Consider the following 22,382-nt stretch of genomic DNA (forward strand, 5'->3'; position numbering starts at 1 on the left):
GGTGAATCATGCTGGTCAACGATGAGCAACAACAGATCGCCGACGCCGCACGCCAGTTCGCCCAGGAGCGCCTGCGGCCTTTCGCCGAGCAGTGGAGCCGCGAGCATCGCTTCCCGAAAGAGGCCATGGCCGAGATGGCCGACATGGGCTTTTTCGGCATGCTGGTGCCGGAGCAATGGGGCGGTTGCGACACCGGCTACCTGGCCTACGCCATGGCCCTGGAGGAAGTGGCCGCCGGTGACGGCGCCTGTTCCACCATCATGAGCGTGCACAACTCGGTGGGCTGCGTGCCGATCCTCAAGTTCGGCAACGACGCGCAGAAGGAACGCTTCCTCACCCCGCTGGCCAGTGGCGCCATGCTCGGCGCCTTCGCTCTCACCGAACCCCAGGCCGGCTCCGATGCCAGCAGCCTGAAGACCCGCGCCCGCCGTGATGGCGACCACTATGTGATCAATGGCTGCAAGCAGTTCATCACCTCCGGCAGCAACGCCGGACTGGTGATCGTCTTCGCCGTCACTGACCCCGCAGCGGGCAAGCGTGGCATCACCGCCTTCCTCGTACCCACCGACAGCCCCGGCTACCAGGTGGCCCGGGTCGAGGACAAGCTTGGCCAGCATGCCTCGGATACCTGCCAGATCGTCTTCGATGATGTGCGCGTGCCGCTGGCCAACCGCCTGGGCGAGGAGGGCGAGGGTTACAAGATCGCCCTGGCCAACCTCGAAGGCGGGCGCATCGGTATCGCCGCGCAATCGGTGGGCATGGCCCGTGCGGCCTTCGAAGTGGCCCGCGACTACGCCCGCGAGCGCGAGAGTTTCGGCAAACCCTTGATCGAGCACCAGGCCGTCGCCTTCCGCCTGGCGGACATGGCCACGAAGATCGCCGTGGCCCGGCAGATGGTCCATCACGCTGCGGCGCTGCGCGATGCCGGACGTGCGGCGCTGGTGGAAGCCTCGATGGCCAAGCTTTTCGCCTCGGAAATGGCCGAAAAGGTCTGTTCGGATGCCTTGCAGACCCTCGGCGGATATGGCTATCTGAGCGACTTCCCGCTGGAGCGGATCTACCGCGACGTGCGGGTCTGCCAGATCTACGAAGGCACCAGCGACATTCAGCGCATGGTCATTGCGCGCAATCTTTGAAGGGAGCAGCTCATGACGTACGAAACCATCCTCGTCGAAAACCGTGACCGGGTCTGCCTGGTCACCCTGAACCGGCCGCAGGCGCTGAACGCCCTGAACCGGCAGATCATCGGCGAGCTGAACCAGGTGCTGGACGCCTGCGAGGCCGATGCCAATATCGGTTGCATCGTCATCACCGGGTCCGCCAAGGCCTTCGCCGCCGGTGCCGACATCAAGGAAATGGCCGAGCTGCAATACCCGCAGCTCTACATTGACGACCTGTTCAGCGATTGCGACCGCGTGGCCAACCGGCGCAAACCGATCATCGCTGCGGTGTCAGGCTTCGCCCTCGGCGGTGGCTGTGAACTGGCGCTGATGTGCGACTTCATCCTCGCCGCCGACAACGCCAAGTTCGGCCAGCCGGAAATCAACCTCGGCGTGCTGCCGGGCATGGGTGGCACCCAGCGTCTGACCCGCGCGGTGGGCAAGGCCAAGGCCATGGAGCTGTGCCTGACCGGGCGCCTGATGGGCGCCGAGGAAGCCGAGCGCGCCGGCGTGGTGGCGCGCATCGTGCCGCAGGCGGAACTGGTGGAAGAGGCGCTGAAGGTGGCGGCCGTGATCGCCAGCAAGTCGATTCCGGTGTCGATGATGGTCAAGGAATCGGTGAACCGCGCCTTCGAAGTCAGCCTGGCCGAGGGTGTGCGTTTCGAGCGGCGGGTGTTCCACGCGGCGTTCGCAACCCATGACCAGAAGGAAGGCATGGCTGCGTTCATCGCCAAGCGTGAGGCGCAGTTCAAGGACCGGTGATGCCCCTGGGCATTGATTGATGGTGTGAGTGCCGGCCTCATCGCCGGCAAGCCGGCTCCCACACGTACCGCGCTGTCCTTGAGGACACCCGCGAGCCTGTGGTAGCTGGCCCGCCAGCGGTGAAGCCGGCACGGGCAGCCCCAATCCCGGTCCGTAAGGCAGCCCAGCAAGATGTACCGCCATCTCCCCATTCCCGCCGATTGAAATGCCGCTTCCATTCGACACAAGGAAGCTGGCACATGACTCCCAAACCCTCACCTTTCGGCCATATGGTCCTGAATACGCCGTTCTGCGGTCCGATCGCCCAGCGCTTCGCCTGGCGCCCCTCATTGCACGATGTCGCCTGGTGCATGATCTTCGAACAGTGGTACCTGCGCGGGATCAAGGAGCAGGATCCGTCGGCCCTGTTGCTCTACCGCACCGACGCCAAGGGCAGCGTGCGTATCGAAGGGTTGGCCGATGTCCTGATCGAATGCTGTGCCCGAGGCGTGCCCCTGTCCCTGGACGCGGACTCGGATTACCTGAGCTTTTTCAAGGGGGCTGAAACCCCTTTTCGCAGCAAGGCCAGTGTGGTCGAGGTACAGGCACTGCTGAACGAGTGCGCGCCGTATCTGCTCTCGGCCTACCAGCAGGCACTTTACGAATACTGGGAGGCTGCGCGAGGTGAGGACGGTAGTCCGTTGCACTGGCTGGCAAACCATCTGCGCCAGCAATGCACGGATCTGGTCGGCCAGTTGTTCCGTGACGGCACTCTGGACAGTCTCGAAGCTGCCACCGTGCGGGTGGTCAGCAGCTTCCCGAAAGCCCGGGATCGGGCCTTGCTCAACAACCTCGTCGAGGTGAAGGTCAGCCTGCTCAGCCAGGCGATCTGCGTTGAGCAAGGGCTCGATCCGGAACTGGCCAGCGCGATCCTGCTGGAACGGGACGTCACCCAGTTGCAGCGGCATATGGCGCTGCTGTTCACCCTCAGCGGTGCACTTTACCGCTTCGACTCCGTGGCGGCCTTGCGTGGCGCGCTGGGTAACCGCTGCCCGGCGACCCAGAATGAACGGGTCCTGCGCCGCTACCCGGCGCCCGGTGGGGTATTCCTCGATCAAGCCTTGTTACTGCGCGAACAGCAACAGCAACTGATCGGTGAACTGGCGGCGCTGCCGGGTCTGGCCGGGATGAGCGCGAGCCAGTCGCTGATCCTGCGGCTGGATGAGGCCAGCTCGCTGCTCGGCGTGTGCCAGGCCAGCCAGCGGGAAATGCGCGAGCGTTTTCGCCTGCAATTACCTGCGTGGATGAGCAAGGCCAGCGAGATCCAGCGTCGCGACTATGCGGCCCGTCTGTTGCGACTGGCGAAGCTGCAGCGCGATGGTGATGTCACCTCGTTCCTCGACGGTGTACCGGATGCGTTCGAGTTCGCTCGGGAAAAACTGCGCGATGCGCTGCGCAAGGAGCACCCTCAGTCACCGCTGCCAGACCTGGACGATCTGCGACTGCTCAACCGCCAGGTCACCGGTGCCGCCGCCGGCAGCGGCGGCACCGTGGTAGCCGAAGGCGAGGTGAAGACCGTGCGCCTGACCCTGATGCAGTTCGCCCTGGCCAACCTGGCAGCGCTGCGACCTGGCTCGGTCAGCCTGCTCAGCTTGAGTGATGCGACCTTGCCTGCGTGGTTGACGGTGGACTACCTGAAGGACCTGGTCGCCCGCCTGGACGTGGGCAGTCAGTACCCGGCGCTGCTGCAGCGCCTGTTGCTCGACGAACCCGCCGAGCGTGAAGGGCGCCAGCGTCGTTTCGCCCAGCAGGTCTGCGAGCAGGTGCCGCTGTTGGCGTTGGAGACCCATCTACGTGACCCATCGGCCATGAGCGCAGAAAGCCTGCGCCGGCTCGACGAGTTGTTCCGGCCGGTGAGCGGCACGTCGATGGACGCGGTGATCAGGCCGCTGTCGTTCATCGCTGGCGCCGCGGCGAGCCCGGATGTCGCCAGCAATGCCTGGCTGGTGGAGGCGGTGCAGGTCGGCAGCGGGCCTTGCCTGCTTTACCGTCCCCTGCATCGCCAGCCCTTGCTTGAGTTCAGCAGCCGGGAGGCGTTCTTCAAGGCCCTGTGCGACGAAGGCGCCTTGCACGACGACATCCTCCAGCGCCTGCCCGCGGCGCGGCAGCCGATCTATGACCATGGTGGCTTCGCCGAACCGCATACCGTGCGTTTCTTCCCTGGCGACGAGTTCTCGATGCTCAGTGTGCCCGCGATGGCGAAACTGGGTGAAACGATCCTGTCAGGTGACCTCGCAGAACACCTCTACACGGCCTGTGCCAGGGAACTGATCGCACGCGCCAGCCAGGAAACCCTGTCCAGCAGCGAGAGCCGCTGGCTGGGCTACGAGGAGCTGGGTTGGCTGATGTTCAACACCGTACTGCCCTTCTTCAATGGTCCTTTGATCAAAGCCGCCTGGATGCTGCCGCTGTTCGCCAACCTGCGCCAACTGCTTGCCGAGCCACAGCCGTCCGGGGTGTCGGGTAACCTGCAGCAGTTGCTGCTCAACCTCGCCTTGCTGCTGTTGCCGGAGTCGATGTCCAGCCTGCCGCAGGAACGTGCTGCAACACCTGCGCCGGTGGCGGAGGGTGGCAATGGTGTGCGTATCCAGGTAGAACCCCTGGCGTCGCCACAACCTGTGACCTGGCCAGGCTTTGGCTGGGGCAGCACGGTGCTCAGTGCCGAACAACGCGAGGCGCTGGCCGCCTTCCGCCGCGACGTGACGCTGGCGCAACTGGGAGACGCCCAGGCCGAGGGTGAGTACCAGGGCCTGTACCGTCACGATCAGCAGTGGTGGGCGACAATCGACACAGTGATCTACCAGGTCGCCTTCACCGAAGCAGGGCCGCGGGTGGTGGACGGCGCCGGGACCTTCGGCCCGTGGATCCGGCGCGATGACGCGACGGGTCAGTGGCACCTGGACTTCGGCCTGCGCCTGCGCGGAGGCATGCCGCTTAACCGGCGCATCGAACAATTGCGCGAGCGCAACCGCCAGCGCGTCGCCCAGTTGGAAGAGCGCCATGCCAGCTTGCTGACCCAGCGCCTGGAGGTGTCGTTGCGGGTTCAGGACGACCTCGATGAGGCGGCGCGCCAGGAACATCCGTCGGCCAGCCATCTGGACCGCTATGCCAGTGACCTGCGTGAACAGGAACGTCTGTTGGTCGCCTTCGACAGCAACCTGTGTGACCTGCAGCAGCTCAAGCCGCAGGGGGAGTTCAAGCGCATGCACGCGCGCAATCTGTACGATCGTGCGGGCAATCAGTCGCAGCTGTGCTACGTCCTGCGCTCGCAGTTCGCGGACTATCAGGACACCATGAAAGGCATACGCCCGGCGACGTCGCCGGAAGAAGAGCAGTCGCCGGAGCAGGTGGAAAAGTTCGCGCGGATGATGGAGGCGTGTCGCAAGGCAAAGAGCCAGGTCGATGAACTGATCGCCTGCCATACGGTGATCGCCCAGATGCGCAAGCAGTTGCGCGATATTCTGCCGGACGGTCCCGCCCTGGCCGACAAGGCCGGGAAGTTGCTGGCCAAGGAGCCGACGTTGCGCGCCTGGATGTCGGTGGATCTGAGCCTGCGTGCCGCAGCGATTCTCGACACCGAGAAAAGCAGCGACTACATGGTGCTCTACAGCGCCCTGCTGGCGGCCCGTACCGGTTTGAACATGCGCGACACCCTGGAAATCCCCGATGCCTTCAGCGAGACGGAGCAACTGGAAATCCTCGATAGCGTGGTGGATCGCCTGGACTACGCCGTAGACACCAGCCGCCTGTACCAGGCCTTGCCACGCAAGACAGAAGGCAAGGCGGCGCTGGACAATTTCCGGGAAATCCTCGAGGGCATGCAGCGCCTGGCCCAGGAGGAACTTGCCAAACGCCTTCAGGTGTTGCCGATCCGTAGTGAACCGGTGTCGCCGCCCGTGCCAGGCCGGCGCAAGCAGGTACTGATCAGGACCCGCAATCGTGGGGTGGTCGTAGGCTCGCGACGCAAGGCACAGGGTGGCCAACCCGAGAGCGTGGTGGTTGTGGATACCATCGATAACAGCGAGCTGGCGCGTTACGAGGAGAGTTCGGAGCCGGGGGTGTGGCAACCGGCGGGTGAGATTCGCGGCGAACCTGTGCTGCCGACGCCGGCCAGCCTGGGCACGTTGATCCGGCGTTCCACGCCCTTGCTCAACAACGCCGAGCGGCGTATCGCCAAGGTGCGCAGTCAGGCCAGGACCGCCACCGTCGGTGCCGACATCGAGGACATCCTGGTGCAGCAGGCCCGTGCCCTTGATGCCTTGGCAGAACAGATCCAGGAGGCCTTGACCCGGGAGAATGCGACCGATGCCTCGGTCGAAGGCATCGATGCCGCACGCCAGACCCGCCAGCTCATCGCCAAGGCGACGCAGATGCGCGATGAGGGACGCAGGCTACGTGCCGATATCCTCAAGCGTCAGGCACCCACGGTCGGGCATGTTGCCTGGTTGCGCGAGCACGGCGAGGTGGCGATCGTCCGTGAAGGTGAGCGGGTCGCGCTGGCCAAGCGCAAGGGCTTCGCCCAGGACTACCTGCAGGAGTTCGTGATACGCGACACGAATGGCAATCCGCTGTGGTACGCACATTTCCACTACGCGAGCGCCGATGCCGTGGTGGGCGATTTCACCGCTGCCCACCTCAAGACCCGCGAACAGCGCTATGACCGTACCGTGCAAGTGGCACGCGGGCAGAGCGACCAGGCGATCATCGAGGTGTACCGCAGCCGGATCGACAAGGACAGTGCGCAGAAGCTGTTCCTGAGCCTCTGAAACGGCATGTCGGGGGCTGCGGCCCCCGGCTTTTCCCCTACTACCAAATGAGTAGGGCTTCCCTGCCAAGGGCTGATTCGTTGCCCCGGTCCGGCTGACTAAGATCCAGTCACTGCCTGTCATCCACGATGGGCGCCGTTCCGCAGAGGCCTTACACCATGATCTACGCAGCTCCCGGCAGCCCGGATGCCATCGTTTCGTTCAAACCCCGCTATGGCAACTACATCGGCGGCGAATTCGTCCAGCCGCTGAGCGGTCAGTACTTCAGCAACACCTCGCCGGTCAACGGCCAGACCATCGCCGAATTCCCCCGCTCCAATGCCGCTGATGTCGACAAGGCGCTGGACGCGGCCCACGCCGCTGCCGATGCCTGGGGCCGTACCTCGGTGCAGGATCGGTCCAACATCCTGCTGAAGATCGCCGACCGTATCGAGCAGAATCTGGAAGTGCTGGCCCTGGCCGAGACCTGGGACAACGGCAAGGCGATCCGCGAAACCCTGAACGCCGACGTGCCGCTGGCCGCTGATCATTTCCGCTACTTCGCCGGCTGCATCCGCGCCCAGGAAGGCAGCGCCGCCGAGATCAACGACAACACCGCCGCCTATCACTTCCACGAGCCGCTGGGCGTAGTCGGGCAGATCATCCCGTGGAACTTCCCGCTGCTGATGGCCGCCTGGAAACTCGCTCCGGCCCTGGCCGCCGGCAACTGCATCGTGCTCAAGCCGGCCGAGCAGACGCCGCTGTCGATCACCGTGTTCATCGAACTGGTCGGCGACCTGCTGCCGCCGGGCGTGCTGAACATCGTCCAGGGCTTCGGCCGTGAGGCCGGCGAGGCCCTGGCCACCAGCAAACGCATCGCCAAGATCGCCTTCACCGGCTCGACCCCGGTGGGCTCGCACATCATGAAATGCGCGGCGGAAAACATCATTCCGTCCACCGTCGAGCTGGGCGGCAAGTCGCCGAACATCTTCTTCGAAGACATCATGCAGGCCGAGCCGTCGTTCATCGAGAAGGCCGCCGAAGGCCTGGTCCTGGCCTTCTTCAACCAGGGCGAGGTGTGCACCTGCCCGTCCCGCGCCCTGGTGCAGGAGTCGATCTACCCGCAGTTCATGCAAGAGGTGCTGAAGAAGGTCAAGCAGATCAAGCGTGGCAATCCGTTGGACACCGAGACCATGGTCGGCGCCCAGGCGTCCGAGCAGCAGTACGACAAGATCCTTTCCTACCTGCAGATCGCCCGCGACGAAGGTGCCGAGATCCTCACTGGTGGCAACGCCGAGCAACTGGCCGGCGACCTGTCCAGCGGCTACTACATCCAGCCGACCCTGCTCAAGGGCCACAATGGCATGCGCGTGTTCCAGGAAGAGATCTTCGGTCCGGTGGTCGGCGTTACCACCTTCAAGGACGAGGCCGAAGCCCTGGCCATCGCCAACGACACCGAGTTCGGCCTGGGTGCCGGCGTGTGGACCCGCGACATCAACCGCGCCTACCGCATGGGCCGCGGGATCAAGGCCGGTCGCGTGTGGACCAACTGCTACCACCTGTACCCGGCGCATGCCGCGTTCGGTGGCTACAAGAAGTCCGGGGTTGGCCGTGAAACCCACAAGATGATGCTCGATCACTACCAGCAGACCAAGAACCTGCTGGTGAGCTACGACATCAATCCGCTGGGCTTCTTCTGAACCCTGGTTGGTAACCCTTGTGGGAGCGAGCTTGCTCGCGAATGGGCGCGAAGCGGCCACAAAACCTGAGTCCCCGGTGTGTCTGTCAAGTTCCGGACTCAGGTTTTACGACGGCTTTGCCGCCGTTCGCGAGCAAGCTCGCTCCCACAAGTCATCAGCGCTGCCTCAAGACTGTTCCAAAGTAGCATTCGACCCGCACCGGAAACGGTGTATCACTAGACCCACCGCCAGTCGGCGGTGCCAGAAGAGGATGGACCTATGTGGAAAAAGCCTGCGTTCACTGACCTGCGTATCGGTTTCGAAGTGACCATGTACTTCGCCAACCGTTGATCCCCCCTGGCGCCGGTCGTTCTCCAGGCGGCCGGCGCCGTCTTGCCATGGTCGCATTGCATTCCACTCCCGTTGCTTTAGGCTGGCGCTAACTTAAAAAAACAAGAAGGCGTTGCATGAGCCCGAATCTGAGCCAGTTGCGCAAGTTCGTCTCTCCCGAAATCATCTTTGGCGCCGGCTGCCGCCATCACGTCGCCAACTACGCCCGAACTTTCGGCGCGCGCAAGGTCCTGCTGGTCAGCGATCCCGGGGTCATCAAGGCCGGCTGGGTTGCCGACGTCGAGGCCAGCCTGCAGGCCCAGGGTATCGATTACGTGCTCTACAGCCAGGTTTCGCCCAATCCGCGGGTGGAGGAGGTGATGGACGGCGCCGAGCGCTACCGCAGCGAGCAGTGCGACGTGATCGTCGCGGTCGGCGGCGGCAGCCCCATGGACTGTGCCAAGGGTATCGGCATCGTGGTCGCCCATGGCCGGCACATCCTCGAGTTCGAAGGGGTCGACACCATTCGCGTGCCAAGCCCGCCGCTGATCCTGATTCCGACCACTGCCGGCACCTCGGCGGATGTCTCGCAGTTCGTGATCATCTCCAACCAGCAGGAGCGGATGAAGTTTTCCATCGTCAGCAAGGCCGTAGTGCCCGACGTGTCGCTGATCGACCCGGAAACCACCCTGAGCATGGACCCGTTCCTCTCCGCCTGTACCGGCATTGATGCCTTGGTGCATGCCATCGAGGCCTTCGTTTCCACCGGCCACGGTCCGCTGACCGATACCCATGCCCTGGAAGCCATGCGCCTGATCAACGGCAACCTGGTGCAGATGATCGCCAACCCCAAGGACATCGCCCTGCGTGAGTCGATCATGCTCGGCAGCATGCAGGCCGGACTGGCCTTCTCCAATGCGATCCTCGGCGCGGTGCACGCCATGTCCCACAGCCTCGGCGGCTTCCTCGATCTGCCCCATGGCCTGTGCAATGCGGTGCTGGTGGAGCACGTGGTGGCGTTCAACTACAGCGCCGCACCGGACCGTTTCAAGGTCATCGCCGAGACCTTCGGCATCGACTGCCGCGGGCTCAACCACAACCAGATCCGCGTGCGTCTGGTGGAACACCTGATCGCCCTCAAGCACGCCGTGGGCTTCCACGAGACCCTCGGCCTGCACGGGGTCAGCGGTAGCGATATCCCGTTTCTCTCGCAGCATGCCATGGACGATCCGTGCATCCTCACCAACCCCCGTGCCTCGAGCCAGCGTGATGTCGAGGTGGTCTATGGCGAGGCCCTCTGAGCCCGGTTCCGATGCGCTGGCCGGGCTGCTCGGCCTGAGCAACCACACGGTCCGCAAGAGCCATTACCCGGAACTGGCCGCTCGCCTCGACGACCTGGAGACCGAGCGCAACCGCTACACCTGGCTGTTCGAGCACGCGGTGCACGGCATCTTCCAGGCCAGCCTGGAAGACGGCCTGCGTGCGGCCAACCCGGCCATGGCGCGGATGCTCGGCTACAGCGATCCACAGCAGTTGCTGCTGGCGCGCACCGATCTCGCGGGGCACCTGTTCGTCGGCGGCGAGGCGGAACTGATGGCGATCGCCGATGAATTGCAGCGCGAGCGTGCTCTGCTGGGTTATGAGACCCAGTTGCAACGCAAGGACGGCAGTGCCATCGACGTGCTGATGAACCTGCTCCTGCGCCCGGACGAGGAGGGTGTGGTCGAAGGCTTCGTCGCCGACATTACTGAGCGCAAGTTGAGCCAGGAGCGTCTGCAGCAGCTCAACGACGAACTGGAGCAGCGCGTCGCCGAGCGTACCAACCAGTTGATGGAAGCCCGCGACGCGGCCCAGGCTGCCAACCGCAGCAAGGACAAGTACCTGGCCGCCGCCAGCCACGACCTGTTGCAACCACTGAACGCAGCGCGCCTGCTGATCTCTACCTTGCGTGAGCGGCGCCTGCCAGAGGCCGAGCAACTGCTGGTGGAGCGTGCGCACCAGGCCCTGGAGGGCGCCGAGGACCTGCTCAGCGATCTGCTGGACATTTCCCGCCTGGACCAGGCGGCGATCAAGCCGGACCTCGACCTCTATCACCTCGACGAGTTGCTCGGCCCGCTGGCCTCGGAGTTCCAACCGGTGGCCGAGGCCGCCGGGTTGAACCTGCGGGTGCGTCACGGCGCCTACCTGATCCGTAGCGATATCCGTCTTTTGACGCGGATCCTGCGCAATTTCCTCAGCAATGCCTGCCGCTATACCGAGCACGGCGGCATCCTCCTCGGTGCGCGGCGGCGTGGCCAAGTGCTGCGCCTGGAGGTGTGGGACAGCGGTCGCGGCATCGCGGCTGACCGTCTGCAATCGATCTTCCTCGAATTCAACCAGCTCGATGTCGGCCGCGCCGCCGACCGCAAGGGCGTCGGGCTGGGCCTGGCCATCGTCGAGCGCATCGCGCGGATCCTCGAATGTCAGGTGCGTGTGCGGTCGTGGCCGGGGCGTGGCTCGGTGTTCAGCATCGACGTGCCGTTGTCGCGAGAGGCCCCGCGGCCGGTGGTCGCACCCGTGGTGCCGCTGCCGGCCTTGGGCGATCCACTTCCAGGGCGGCGCTTGCTGGTACTCGACAACGAAATCAGCATCCTGCAGAGCATGGCCGCGTTGCTCGGCCAGTGGGGCTGCGAAGTGCTGGTTGCCAGCGACTGTGAGAGTGCGCTGCAGGTACTGCAAGGACGGGCGCCGGAGCTGGTGCTGGCGGACTTCCACCTCGATCATGGTGTAACCGGATGTGAAGTGGTACGCGACCTGCGCAAGCATTTCGGCGTGGCCATCCCGGCGGTGATGATCACCGCCGACCGCAGTGACCAGAGCCGCCGTGCCATGCAGCGCCTGGGGGCGCCCTTACTCAACAAACCGGTAAAACCCGGCAAGTTGCGCGCAGTATTGAGCCAATTGCTCGGATGAGTGGCGGTTGCCGTGCTTCACCCATCCGCAGGTTTTTTGCTATAAACGCTGCCCCCGCGCCATGTTCTCGGGGATAGGGGGCTTTTCGGACAAATCCGCAGTCATTTCTGTTGCCCGGCATGAGGCTCGGCCTTAGACTGCCGCCCCCTGCAAATGAGTACCGGATGGTGCTTGAAGAATTCCGCTGCAGGCGACCGGGTCGCCGCGGCACCCGATTCGTCTAAATGCACGTAAATTTTTATTAGAGATATCAATGACAAAGGAAAAGTTGCTGGCCATGCCGGCCGATGACTACATGAACGCCGAGCAACTGGCGTTCTTCGCCGCGTTGCTGCAGTCGATGAAAGTCGAGACTCACGAGCGCATCGAGGCGAGCCGTGTAACCATCGAAAGCCTGGACACGCCGGCCGATCCTGCCGACGCCGCCTCGGTCGAAGAAGAGCGCCACTGGCTGGTGAACGCCATCGAGCGCGACCAGCGCCTGCTGCCGCAGCTGGAAATGGCCTTGGGCCGCATCGCCGACGACACCTTCGGCTGGTGCGACGACAGCGGCGAGCCGATCGGCCTCAAGCGCCTGCTGATCAGTCCGACTACCAAGTACTGTATCGAGGCGCAGGAGCGTCACGAGCAACTGGACAAGCACCAGCGCCAGGTCTGACCGACTGCGGTACACGAAAGCCCCGGGCCCTATGCCCGGGGCTTTCGTTTTCGCGTGGGCGGAACATTGTCCTGTATCAAGCAGGCCCGGCTTACGCCGAAGGAAGCATGGCTAATGGCGTTGTAGTGGCGTTTAATGACGACACAATAACAACGCGGAGCCAGCGTCATGATGCGAGAAGGATCTCTGCCAGCCAGCCTGGCAACCCCTGAGCCAGCGGCGAAGGCTGCCCGTGGCTGGTCCGGCACGGCGTTGCAGAGCCTGGTCGTGGTGGTGTTGCTGGCGGCCATGGCCTTTGCCGGTTTGTCGTTCTGGTTTTGCCTGCCCCTGGCCTTGCTCGCCTTATGGCTGCCCCTGCTGCGCGCGCGCCCGCGCCCGGCGCCGGTGGTGGCCAGTGACCCGCTGGCCGAACTGACCCGCGACCTTGCCCAAAGCACTAGCCACAACGCTCTGTCTGCGGCTGGTGTGTCCTATTCGGTGCGTCAACTGGCGGAGAAGGTGCAATCCCAACTGAGCTCTGCGGCGCGCATCGTGCAGAGTGCCGAAGTCATGATCGGCACCGAGAAAGTCACCTCCCAGCTCAGTCGCGATGCTCTGGTCGCAGCCCAGCAGGCCCATGAAAGCAGTGCGGCGGGACGTACCGTCCTGGCCGAGTCGATCCAGTTGATGCACCTGCTCAGCGCCCGGGCCAACCAGAGCCGCGAGCTGATTGAAGCCCTGCACCAGCGCAGCGAGGACATTGCCCGGGTCACACTGGTGATCCAGGCCATCGCCAGCCAGACCAACCTGCTGGCGCTCAATGCCGCCATCGAGGCGGCCCGCGCTGGTGAGCACGGACGGGGTTTCGCCGTGGTCGCCGACGAGGTGCGCGGGCTGGCCGGGCGCACGGCCAGCGCCACCGAGGAGGTCGGGGTAATGGTTGCGGAAATCCAGCAGCGCACGGCCCAAGTGGTGGAGCAGATCCGTGCGCTGTCGGACGACCTGCACAATGGCGTCGGCCAGGTCGAGCACACTGGCGAGCAGCTCGACAGCATCGCGGGCCTGGCCGCCTCGGTGGAGCAACAGATCACTGAGATCGCCGGCGGCACCGAGACCACCCGCACCCAGCTCGACAGCCTGTTCCAGGCGGTGGAGCAGATGCGCGGCGACCTTGCCATCAGCGACCAACAGACCCAGCGCCTGGCTCAGGCCGCGGTGCAAATGGAAGGGCAGGCCGAAAGTATCAGCGAACGCCTTGCCGAGGTGGGCCTGGACGAGTATCACCAGCGGGTCTTCGACCTGGCCTTGCGCGGCGCACAGGAGATTGCCGAACGGTTCGAGGCGGATATTCGCAGCGGTCGGGTTAGTCATGACGACCTGTTCGATCGTCAGTACCAGGCGTTGCCGGGCACGCGGCCGGCACGCTACCGCACCCGTTTCGACCAGTACACCGACCAGGTTCTTCCAGGTATCCAGGAGCCGCTGTTGCGCGAGCATGAAGGGCTGGTGTACGCCATTGCCTGCACCCAGCAGGGCTACGTGCCGACCCACAACAATGCGTTCAACCAGCCACTGACCGGCGACGAGGCGCTTGATACCGCGCACAACCGCAGCAAGCGCAAGTTCGACGACCGCACCGGGATCCGTTGCGGTAGCCACCAACAGCGGGTGCTGTTGCAGACCTACACCCGCGACACCGGCGAGCTGATGCATGATCTGTCGGTGCCGATCAAGGTGGATGGCCGGCATTGGGGCGGACTGCGCCTGGGGTATCGGCCGGAGAAGATGCCTTGACAGCTGCAAGCCTCAAGCTTCAAGCGGCGAGAAAAGCCGGTTCACCGCTGACTGCCCTTTCTTGAGGCTTGCAGCTTGAAGCTTGTAGCTTAAAAAACAGCATCCACCTCTCGACGGATTTCCGTGTTTTCGGGCATATTCCCTACCCTGTGCGGTGAGCCACCTGCTTTCCGACGCAACAGGACTATCCTTGGTTGATGGTCCAGCGCCGCGAAGCAGCGGTGAAACACGGAATTTTCACCAGGCAGCGTCGGTCAGACGTTCGCCACCGGGCCATTGGCTGGCAGGGAAAATAGGGTTTTCCCACAAGGCGCGACGCCTCCCGGTCGCCACTTATTTGCTCTAACTCTTTAGTCTTCCGGACTTCGAATCAATGAAGTACGGCATGCCCGTGGGAGCCATTCACCACGGGTGTCGGTGTGATCTCGGTTTTTGAGGAACTTTCATTTGGCAGTCAGCAATCTGGATATGCACGCCCTGTTCGTGCTGGGAGACCTACGCGGCAAACTGGTCAAACAGTTCCAGTCGCAATTCGTCTATATCGTCGAGCAAAGCCCCGACGGCCTGTACATGGCGGAGATCGATACCTCCGAGGCCCTCGTTGTCGACGACAAGCAGCGCCTGGAGCTGAAAGTCGGCGACCACTTCCGTGCCGCCGTCCTGCCCAGCCGTGAAGGCGGCAAGTTCGAACTGCGTTTTCGTGACATCAAGCTGACCATCTATGGGCTCGGCGAGTACGCCTTCGTCAGCATCCCGGAAGGCGAGGGCATCGTGTTCCGCGAAGGCCGTAGCGTGGTCATGGTTTTCGCCGCCCACGAGCAACTGCGCGACGGCCTGTCCAAACCGCTCAAGGCCGCCGTGGCCAAGGCGGCCAAGTGGCGCAAGGGCGAGCTGACCTTCAAGGCCAGCGAGTGAGCGGGCGCCGCGAGTTCCATGAGCGCAACCAGGCCCGCGCAGAAGCGCAGGCCCGGCGGTTGCTGGAACGCCGGGACGAATTGCGTGGGCAGTGGTTGAGCTGGGTGGCCGGTCAGCTGTACCAGCTGGAACCGGCGGAGTATGCGGCGATGGTCAGACGCGAGCTGCAACGCTTGACCGAGGGCGAGTGACGGGGTTCAGTCGCGCTGCTCGCGGCTGCTGACCTCTCCCGGCACATCCTCGCCGGCCATGCGCTTGCGGAATAGCGCGGTGCGGGCCAGCAGCAGGGTGGTCACCGGCACGGTGATCGACAGCAGGATCGGGATCAGCCAGGCATGCAGCACCGGCGTTTCCTTCAGCCCCGAGAAATACAGGATCGACGCCAGGGCCACGCACCAGGCGCCGAAGGTCGAGGCCAGTGCCGGCGGGTGCATGCGCTGGAAGAAGTCCTTCAGGCGCAGGATGCCGATGGCCCCGGTGAGGGCGAACAGGCTGCTGGCCAGGATCAACCCGGCCACGATGACTTCCAGCCAGAACGGTAATACCGGAGCGCTCATTCGATCACCTCGCCGCGCAGAAGGAACTTGGCCAGGGCGAACGAGCCGACGAAGCCGAACAGGGCGATCAGCAACGCCCCCTCGAAATAGGTATCGCTGGCGTAGCGGATACCCAGCACCAGCATCATCAGCATCCCCAGCATGTACAGGTAGTCCAGGGCCAGCACCCGGTCCTGGGCCGATGGCCCGCGGAACACCCGGACCAGGGTCAGGGCCATGGCGATGACGAAGATGAACAGGCTGGCGATGATGGCATTGGCAAGCAGACCGGTCATTCGAAGATCTCCATCAGCGGACGTTCGTAGGTGCTCTTGAAGTGCTCGATGAAGCGCGCCTCGTCATCGAGGTCGAACACGTGCAGGAGCAGGACGCTGCGGTCCAGGGCCAGCTCCGACCAGACTGTGCCGGGAATCACCGTGGTGATCATCGACAGCGCGGCCAGGCCATGGGCATCGCGCAGGTCCAGGGGAATGTGCACGAAGCGCGAGCGCGGCGGCTTGCTGCCGAGGCGCCAGACCGTGAACAGCACCTCCAGGTTGGACACCACTACGTCGGCACCGACCCGCAGGATCAGGCGCACGATGGTGCCGGGGCTGCGGATGTGCGCGCGCAACGGGCGCAGGGGTGACATAAGCAGCGGCGCGAGAATGCCCAGCAGCGCGGCGAGGATGATATTGCCGGGGCTGATCGAGAGGTTCAGCACCAGCCACAGGACGAACAGCGCCAGCGACAGCAACGGCGCGGGGAACAGTCGTTTCATGGTTGCACCTGCCCGACGCTGCCCAGGGTGGTGGGGCCGGGAATCGGTCGGGTGCCGAGCACGGCTTCGATATAGCCCGCCGGGTCCTTGAGACTGGCGGCGGTATCCTGGGCGTAGCGCATCAATGGCTCGGCCCACAGGCTGAGGACCACGCACAGGCCGAGCAGGGCGACGATAGGCACGCATTCATACAGGCGCAGCAATGGCGATGGTCGCTCCTGTGGCTTCCAGAAACGCTGCACGCCGAGGCGCACCAAGGCGATCAGCGAGGCCAGGCCGGAAAGGATCAGCAGTGCCAGCAGGGTCCAGCCGCTAGCCGATAGCGGCTGGTCAGGGACCACGCCCATGCCTTGCGGGTTGAACAGCGCGGTGATCAGGCTGAACTTGCCGACGAAGCCGGACAGCGGCGGCATGCCGATGATCAGCAGGGTACAGGCGATGAAGCTGAAGCCGAGGAAAGCCATGGTCCAGGGGATGACCTGGCCGACCACCGCCTTTTGCTCATCGTCGAGGTTGATGCCCTTGGGCGGCTGCAGGGATTCCAGCGGCGAGGGCAGGGTATCGAGGTCATCGTCCAGAGCCAGATCATTGGCCGCTCGCGAACGCTCGATCAGCTCGGCGAGTAGGAACAGCGCGCACAGGGCCAGGGTCGAACTGACCATGTAGAACAGCGCCGCCGAGGTCAGCGCGGTCTGGCCGAAGCCGATGGCCGCGAGCAGAGTGCCGGCGGAGACCAGGATGCTCAGGCTGGCCATGCGCTCCAGGCGCTGCGCGGCTAGGATCGACACCGCCGCGACGGCCAGCGTGGCCAGGCCGCCATACACCAGCCACTCTCCCCCGAAGAACGCCGAGGCGCCTGCCTGCCCGGAGAACAGCAGGGTCCATAAGCGCAGCACGGTATAGAAGCCGACCTTGGTCATGATCGCGAACAGCGCCGCCACTGGCGCGCTGGCCGAGGAGTAGGCCGGCACCAGCCAGAAGTTCAGCGGCCAGATGCCGGCCTTGGCCAGGAAGGCGATGGCCAGGATCGCCGCACCCGCATGCAGCAGGCCGCGGTCGGCCTCCGGTACCAGGGGAATCTTCATCGCCAGGTCGGCCATGTTCAGGGTGCCGGTGACCCCGTACAGCATCGCCGCGCCGATCAGGAACAGCGACGAGGCGAACAGGTTGATGGCGATGTAGTGCAGGCCGGCCTTGACCCGCGCCCGTCCCGAGCCGTGCAGCAACAGACCATAGGAAGCCGCCAGCAGCACCTCGAAGAACACGAACAGGTTGAACAGGTCGCCGGTGAGGAAGGCCCCATAGAGCCCCATCAACTGGATCTGGAACAGCGCATGGAAGCTGGCGCCGGCGCGGTCCCAGCGGGCCAGGGCGAAGAGCAGGGCGCTGGTGCCGACGATGCCGGTCAGCACCAGCATCAGCGCCGACAGGCGATCCAGCACCAGGACGATGCCGAACGGCGCCGCCCAGTTGCCCGGCAGGTAGACGCCGATGGAGGTGGCCTGCCCCTGGTCCTTGACCCACAGCAGCAGGCTGATGGCGATGCCCAGCCCGGCCAGGGTCGACAGCAGGTTGATCCGTGCCTTCAATGGCCGGCGCTTTTCGCCGAGCAACAGCAGCAGGGCCGCTGTCAGCAGCGGCAGGAGGATGGGGGCGACGATCAGTTGTTGCATACCACTCATTCCTGTGGCTCCCGTCCGTCGACGTGGTCGGTGCCGGTGAAGCCACGGGATGCCAGCAGCACCACGAGGAACAGCGCGGTCATGGCGAAGCTGATGACGATGGCGGTGAGCACCAGTGCCTGGGGCAGCGGGTCGGTGTAGTTGAGCAGGTCCTGGGGCACGCCGTCCTTGATGATCGGCTCCTTGCCGATGAACAGGCTGCCCATGCTGAAGATGAACAGGTTGACCCCGTAGGACAGCAGGCACAGGCCCATGATCACCTGGTAGGTCCGCGGCCGCAGGATCAGCCAGACCCCCGAGGCGGCGAGCACGCCGATGGCAATTGCGATGACTTCTTCCATCAGGCGACTCCTTGGCTGGCGGGTTTCGCCTGCGGGCGGTGCGCGCGCACCGACTGGTGGGCGAGGGCGGTGAGGATCAGCAGGGTCGAGCCGACCACCACGGTGAACACGCCGATGTCGAAGAACAGCGCGCTGGCCACGTGCAGGTCACCCAGCAGCGGCAGGTTCAGGTGCGCGGTGTGGGTGGTGAGGAACGGATAGCCGAAGAACAGTGCGCCGACCCCGGTGAGGGTCGCGCAGAGCAGCCCGGTGCCCATCCAGCGCAGCGGCCGCAGGCTCATCTGCGCCTCGACCCACTGTGTGCCGGCGACCATGTACTGGAGGATGAACGCAACCGACATCACCAGGCCGGCGACGAAACCGCCGCCCGGCTGGTTGTGGCCGCGCATGAACAGGTACATCGACACCAGCAGGGCCATCGGCAGCAGCAGGCGCACCAGCACCGCCGGCACCATCATGAAGCCCAGCGCAGTGTCCTCGGCGTGCCGCGGGTTGACCAGGTCGGTGACCATGTCGGGAGCCAGCGAGCGTTGTTGCGCAGGCAACTGGATGCTTTCCCGCGGCGGACGGAAGCGTCGCAGCAGGGCGAACACCGCCAGGGCCACAGCCACCAGGACGGTGATCTCGCCCAGGGTGTCGAAGCCTCGGAAATCCACCAGCATGACGTTGACCACGTTGGTGCCGCCGCCTTCCGGCATCGCCCGGCTGAGGTAGAAGGAAGAAATGAAGTTTGGCGTCGGTCGGGTCAGCATGGCATAGGACAGCACCGCCATGCCGCCACCCACCAGCACCGCCAGGACCAGATCGCGCAGGCGGCGCAGGCGTGCCCGTTCCTGGGAGCCGGCCAGCGGGGAGACACCTTCGATACGACGCGGCAACCAACGCAGGCCGAGGAGGATCAGCACCGTGGTCACCACTTCCACCACCAGCTGGGTCAGGGCCAGGTCAGGCGCGGAGAACCAGACGAAGGTGATGCAGGTCATCAGGCCGCAGATGCCGACCATGATCAGTGCGGCAAGCCGGTGGTACTTGGCCTGCCAGGCGGCGCCAATGGCGCAAGCAATGGCGATCAGCCAGAGGGTGACGAATACCCCGGAGCCCGGGATCTTCGGCCGGTCGCCCCAGCTCAGGCCGTGGAACAGCAGCGGCAGCATGCCGGCCACCAGGGCCGCGAGGACCAGCATGAACAGTTGTTTCTGCAGGCGGCGAGTGGTGAAGATGCGCGAGATCCGGCGGGCGAGGCGCATCAGCATGACCTGGCCACGCTCGAACAGGCGCTTGCCATTGAAGCGTTCGATCACCGGCGGGTAGCGGAAACGTCCGTGCTGGAACTGGGTGCGCAGCACCAGGTAGAGCAGGATGCCACCGCCCATGGCGATCAGGCTCATCATCAACGGCGCGTTCCAGCCATGCCAGACCGCCAGGCTGTATTCCGGCAGCTCGCCGCCAACCACGGGCAGCGCAGCGGCGGCCAGCAGCGGGCCGACCGAGTAGGCGGGGAAGATGCCCACCACCAGGCAGGTCAGTACCAGCAGTTCGACCGGCGCGCGCATCCAGCGCGGTGGTTCGTGCGGGGTGTGCGGCAGGTCGGTGGCGGGTGGGCCGAAGAACACGTCGACGGTGAAGCGCAGGGCGTAGGCGACGCTGAAGGTACCGGCCAGGGTGGCGATCACCGGCAGGGTCATTTCGACCCAGGCGGTAGAGCTGATGAACACGGTCTCGGCGAAGAACATCTCCTTGGACAGGAAGCCATTCATCAGCGGCACACCGGCCATCGAGGCGCTGGCCACCATGGCCAGGGTTGCGGTGAAGGGGATCAGACGGAACAGGCCGCTGAGCTTGCGGATGTCACGGGTACCGCTCTCGTGGTCGATGATGCCCGCGGCCATGAACAGCGAGGCCTTGAAGGTGGCGTGGTTGAGGATATGGAACACTGCCGCCACCGCCGCCAACGGGCTGTTGAGGCCGAGCAGCAGGGTGATCAGGCCGAGATGGCTGATGGTGGAATAGGCCAGCAGGCCCTTGAGGTCGTTCTGGAACATCGCCGCGTAGGCGCCCAGCAGCAGGGTGCAGGCGCCGGCGCCGCCGACGATCCAGAACCATTCTTCGGTGCCGGAGAGCACCGGCCAGAGCCGGGCAAGAAGGAAGACCCCGGCCTTGACCATGGTCGCCGAGTGCAGGTACGCCGAGACCGGCGTAGGCGCCGCCATTGCATGGGGCAGCCAGAAATGGAAGGGGAATTGCGCGCTCTTGCTCAGGGCGCCGAGCAGGATCAGTGGCAGCAGCACCGGGTACAGGGCGTGGCCGCGAATGGTGTCACCGGCAGCGAGGACCTTGTCCAGGTCGTAGCTGCCGACCACATGGCCGAGGATGATCACCCCCGCCAGCAGGCACAGGCCGCCGGCCCCGGTGACCATCAGCGCCATGTAGGCGCCGCGGCGGGCGTCGGCGCGGTGGTGCCAGTAGCCGATCAGCAGGAAGGAAAACAGGCTGGTCAGTTCCCAGAAGAACACGATCTGGATCAGGTTGCCGGAGAGCACCAGACCGAGCATGGCACCCATGAAGGCGAGGAAGAAGGCGAAGAAGCGCGGTACCGGGTCCTGCGGCGACATGTAGTAGCGCGCGTACAGCGACACCAGGGTGCCGATGCCCAGCACCAAAAGGGAGAACAGCCAGGCAAAGCCATCCATGCGCAGGATGACGTTGAGGCCCATGCTCGGCAGCCAGAGGATCTCCTCGCGGATGACCCCGCCATCGGCGATCTGCGGGTACAGCATGGCGACCTGCACGGTGCCGATCAGGGCGACGATGCCGGCCAGTACCGACTCCGAGTTGCGTGCGTTGTGCGGCAGCACGCCTGCCAGACAACTGCCTATGAACGGCAGAAGCAGTAGAACTATCAAGGACATAGATATCTGATCTGCGGAAATTTGTAACCGATCATACGTGCCGTCCGGGTGATCACCAACCGGCAAGCTGCCGCCGACCCCTACAAGAATTGTAAGAAAAAGCGTTTTTCTTATAACAGTTTCCGCATGACGAGCGTGCTGTTTCCTTTACAGGCCGGTGTCAGCTTCCTTCTCGTCGGCGGCGGTCAGCGCTGGCTTTTCTTCGCGTGTTCCGATCTTCAGTTCGCTGACGATCACCGCGACCACGATCAGCAGGCCGCCGATCAGGGCCAGGCCTGGCAAGCGATCACCAGCGATACGTCCGACAATCCCGGCCCATACCGGTTCACCCGCGTAGATCAGCGTAGCGCGGGTTGGCGAAACCGACTTCTGCGCCCAGTTCATCGCCACCTGGATCACCGCGCTCATGGCACCGAGGCCGATGGCGGCGCCTAGCAACAGCCAGGAGAAGTCCGGCAGGCGTTCCTGGGTTGGCACTACCAGCATGAACGACAGCGCCGAGGCAGTGGCCAGTTGCACCACGGTGACTCGGCGCACGTCCACGGAGCCTGCATAGTTGCCAATCAGGATGATTTCCGCGGCGATGGCCACGGCGCTGACCAGGGTGGCGATCTCGCCGGGGCTGAAATGCACCGCGCCGCCGCTTGGCCCGGCCAGCAGCATCAGCCCGGTGAACGCCAGGGCGATTCCGATGGCCGGCATCAGGCCGGGCCGACGGCCCAGCACCAGCCATTGCAGGATCGGCACGAAGGGCACGTACAAGGCGGTGATGAACGCCGACTGGCTGCTGCTGATGGTCTGCAGGCCAACGGTCTGCAAGCCGTAGCCGAGCATGATCGACACGCCGATCAGCACCCCGGCCTTGAGCTCGCGCGGGGTCAGCCCGGACAGCGTGCGCCAGCAGGTCAGGCCGACGAACAGCGCGGCGGCGGCGAAGCGCAGGCCGACGAAGAACATCGGGCCGCTGACGGTCATGACCTTGTGCACGATCAGGAAGGTCCCGCCCCAGAGCATGGTGATGAATACCAGCACCAGTTCCGCCTTGCTCAGGCGGAAAGTGGAAGACGCACGCACGGGGTTGTCAGTAGTCATGGCTTGCACACGTAGGAAAAGGCGACGC

The 22,382-nt window shown here is 64.7% G+C and carries 18 protein-coding genes; 11 read left to right on the top strand and 7 right to left on the bottom strand.

Going from position 1 to position 22,382, the window contains the following annotated elements; genetic code table 11:
* Window positions 1-8 precede the first annotated feature (8 nt).
* From AC5QPF_RS11140 to AC5QPF_RS11190, 11 genes are all read left to right on the top strand, one after another.
* Window positions 9-1,136, top strand: coding sequence for an acyl-CoA dehydrogenase (locus AC5QPF_RS11140; protein ID WP_494963266.1), 1,128 nt, complete (start codon window positions 9-11; stop codon window positions 1,134-1,136).
* Window positions 1,137-1,148: 12 nt separating this feature from the next.
* Window positions 1,149-1,922 carry an enoyl-CoA hydratase gene (locus AC5QPF_RS11145; RefSeq protein WP_494963267.1) on the top strand — a complete coding sequence of 258 codons (774 nt, stop codon included), beginning with the start codon at window positions 1,149-1,151 and terminating at the stop codon, window positions 1,920-1,922.
* Between the two features lie 239 nt (window positions 1,923-2,161).
* Entirely contained in the window at window positions 2,162-6,727 is a 4,566-nt protein-coding gene (locus AC5QPF_RS11150; protein ID WP_494963268.1) for a dermonecrotic toxin domain-containing protein, read from the top strand.
* A 158-nt stretch (window positions 6,728-6,885) separates the two neighbouring features.
* Window positions 6,886-8,406 carry an acetaldehyde dehydrogenase ExaC gene (exaC, locus tag AC5QPF_RS11155; RefSeq protein WP_458976150.1) on the top strand — a complete coding sequence of 507 codons (1,521 nt, stop codon included), beginning with the start codon at window positions 6,886-6,888 and terminating at the stop codon, window positions 8,404-8,406.
* 258 nt (window positions 8,407-8,664) lie between these two features.
* Window positions 8,665-8,736, top strand: a complete 72-nt coding sequence (gene pqqA, locus AC5QPF_RS11160) for a pyrroloquinoline quinone precursor peptide PqqA (protein WP_009394664.1) — start codon at window positions 8,665-8,667, stop codon at window positions 8,734-8,736.
* Between the two features lie 116 nt (window positions 8,737-8,852).
* The gene (gene ercA / locus AC5QPF_RS11165; RefSeq protein ID WP_494963269.1) at window positions 8,853-10,016 is read left to right on the top strand and encodes an alcohol dehydrogenase-like regulatory protein ErcA; all 1,164 of its coding nucleotides are present in this window, start codon (window positions 8,853-8,855) and stop codon (window positions 10,014-10,016) included.
* On the top strand, window positions 10,000-11,667 hold the full coding sequence (locus tag AC5QPF_RS11170; RefSeq protein ID WP_494963270.1) for a NahK/ErcS family hybrid sensor histidine kinase/response regulator: 1,668 nt from the start codon (window positions 10,000-10,002) through the stop codon (window positions 11,665-11,667). The genes ercA and AC5QPF_RS11170 overlap by 17 nt, the downstream gene beginning before the upstream one ends.
* A gap of 253 nt (window positions 11,668-11,920) precedes the next feature.
* Complete coding sequence (locus tag AC5QPF_RS11175) at window positions 11,921-12,325, top strand: TraR/DksA C4-type zinc finger protein (RefSeq protein ID WP_494963271.1); 405 nt, start codon at window positions 11,921-11,923, stop codon at window positions 12,323-12,325.
* A 549-nt stretch (window positions 12,326-12,874) separates the two neighbouring features.
* On the top strand, window positions 12,875-14,098 hold the full coding sequence (locus AC5QPF_RS11180) for a methyl-accepting chemotaxis protein (protein ID WP_494964157.1): 1,224 nt from the start codon (window positions 12,875-12,877) through the stop codon (window positions 14,096-14,098).
* Window positions 14,099-14,545: 447 nt separating this feature from the next.
* On the top strand, window positions 14,546-15,013 hold the full coding sequence (locus AC5QPF_RS11185) for a hypothetical protein (RefSeq protein WP_494963272.1): 468 nt from the start codon (window positions 14,546-14,548) through the stop codon (window positions 15,011-15,013).
* On the top strand, window positions 15,010-15,204 hold the full coding sequence (locus tag AC5QPF_RS11190; RefSeq protein WP_494963273.1) for a hypothetical protein: 195 nt from the start codon (window positions 15,010-15,012) through the stop codon (window positions 15,202-15,204). The genes AC5QPF_RS11185 and AC5QPF_RS11190 overlap by 4 nt, the downstream gene beginning before the upstream one ends.
* A gap of 6 nt (window positions 15,205-15,210) precedes the next feature.
* Here AC5QPF_RS11190 and AC5QPF_RS11195 read toward each other — a convergent pair whose 3' ends face one another.
* The 7 genes from AC5QPF_RS11195 to AC5QPF_RS11225 all read right to left on the bottom strand — a co-directional run bounded on the left by AC5QPF_RS11195 (window position 15,211) and on the right by AC5QPF_RS11225 (window position 22,354).
* A complete protein-coding gene (locus AC5QPF_RS11195) occupies window positions 15,211-15,570 on the bottom strand; it encodes a Na+/H+ antiporter subunit G (protein ID WP_494963274.1) in 360 nt (119 codons plus the stop codon).
* On the bottom strand, window positions 15,567-15,845 hold the full coding sequence (locus AC5QPF_RS11200) for a K+/H+ antiporter subunit F (RefSeq protein ID WP_330075207.1): 279 nt from the start codon (window positions 15,843-15,845) through the stop codon (window positions 15,567-15,569). Before AC5QPF_RS11200 ends, AC5QPF_RS11195 begins: the two co-directional genes overlap by 4 nt.
* On the bottom strand, window positions 15,842-16,330 hold the full coding sequence (locus AC5QPF_RS11205; RefSeq protein WP_494963275.1) for a Na+/H+ antiporter subunit E: 489 nt from the start codon (window positions 16,328-16,330) through the stop codon (window positions 15,842-15,844). The genes AC5QPF_RS11200 and AC5QPF_RS11205 overlap by 4 nt, the downstream gene beginning before the upstream one ends.
* Window positions 16,327-18,012 (bottom strand): monovalent cation/H+ antiporter subunit D, encoded by a 1,686-nt coding sequence (locus tag AC5QPF_RS11210; protein WP_494963276.1) that lies wholly within the window; start codon window positions 18,010-18,012, stop codon window positions 16,327-16,329. The genes AC5QPF_RS11205 and AC5QPF_RS11210 overlap by 4 nt, the downstream gene beginning before the upstream one ends.
* A complete protein-coding gene (locus AC5QPF_RS11215) occupies window positions 18,009-18,353 on the bottom strand; it encodes a Na+/H+ antiporter subunit C (protein ID WP_042128349.1) in 345 nt (114 codons plus the stop codon). Before AC5QPF_RS11215 ends, AC5QPF_RS11210 begins: the two co-directional genes overlap by 4 nt.
* A complete protein-coding gene (locus AC5QPF_RS11220) occupies window positions 18,353-21,262 on the bottom strand; it encodes a monovalent cation/H+ antiporter subunit A (protein WP_494963277.1) in 2,910 nt (969 codons plus the stop codon). The genes AC5QPF_RS11215 and AC5QPF_RS11220 overlap by 1 nt, the downstream gene beginning before the upstream one ends.
* A 147-nt stretch (window positions 21,263-21,409) precedes the next feature.
* Entirely contained in the window at window positions 21,410-22,354 is a 945-nt protein-coding gene (locus AC5QPF_RS11225; protein ID WP_494963278.1) for an EamA family transporter, read from the bottom strand.
* Window positions 22,355-22,382 lie beyond the last annotated feature (28 nt).

This window comes from Pseudomonas sp. Con_6, assembly GCF_059379395.1.

Coding starts and splice junctions, on each gene's coding strand:
- AC5QPF_RS11140 (WP_494963266.1), top strand. CDS start 9: ATGCTGGTCAACGATGAGCAACAACAGATCGCCGACGCCGCACGCCAG.
- AC5QPF_RS11145 (WP_494963267.1), top strand. CDS start 1,149: ATGACGTACGAAACCATCCTCGTCGAAAACCGTGACCGGGTCTGCCTG.
- AC5QPF_RS11150 (WP_494963268.1), top strand. CDS start 2,162: ATGACTCCCAAACCCTCACCTTTCGGCCATATGGTCCTGAATACGCCG.
- exaC (WP_458976150.1), top strand. CDS start 6,886: ATGATCTACGCAGCTCCCGGCAGCCCGGATGCCATCGTTTCGTTCAAA.
- ercA (WP_494963269.1), top strand. CDS start 8,853: ATGAGCCCGAATCTGAGCCAGTTGCGCAAGTTCGTCTCTCCCGAAATC.
- AC5QPF_RS11170 (WP_494963270.1), top strand. CDS start 10,000: ATGGCGAGGCCCTCTGAGCCCGGTTCCGATGCGCTGGCCGGGCTGCTC.
- AC5QPF_RS11175 (WP_494963271.1), top strand. CDS start 11,921: ATGACAAAGGAAAAGTTGCTGGCCATGCCGGCCGATGACTACATGAAC.
- AC5QPF_RS11180 (WP_494964157.1), top strand. CDS start 12,875: ATGATCGGCACCGAGAAAGTCACCTCCCAGCTCAGTCGCGATGCTCTG.
- AC5QPF_RS11195 (WP_494963274.1), bottom strand. CDS start 15,570: ATGAGCGCTCCGGTATTACCGTTCTGGCTGGAAGTCATCGTGGCCGGG.
- AC5QPF_RS11200 (WP_330075207.1), bottom strand. CDS start 15,845: ATGACCGGTCTGCTTGCCAATGCCATCATCGCCAGCCTGTTCATCTTC.
- AC5QPF_RS11205 (WP_494963275.1), bottom strand. CDS start 16,330: ATGAAACGACTGTTCCCCGCGCCGTTGCTGTCGCTGGCGCTGTTCGTC.
- AC5QPF_RS11210 (WP_494963276.1), bottom strand. CDS start 18,012: ATGAGTGGTATGCAACAACTGATCGTCGCCCCCATCCTCCTGCCGCTG.
- AC5QPF_RS11215 (WP_042128349.1), bottom strand. CDS start 18,353: ATGGAAGAAGTCATCGCAATTGCCATCGGCGTGCTCGCCGCCTCGGGG.
- AC5QPF_RS11220 (WP_494963277.1), bottom strand. CDS start 21,262: ATGTCCTTGATAGTTCTACTGCTTCTGCCGTTCATAGGCAGTTGTCTG.
- AC5QPF_RS11225 (WP_494963278.1), bottom strand. CDS start 22,354: ATGACTACTGACAACCCCGTGCGTGCGTCTTCCACTTTCCGCCTGAGC.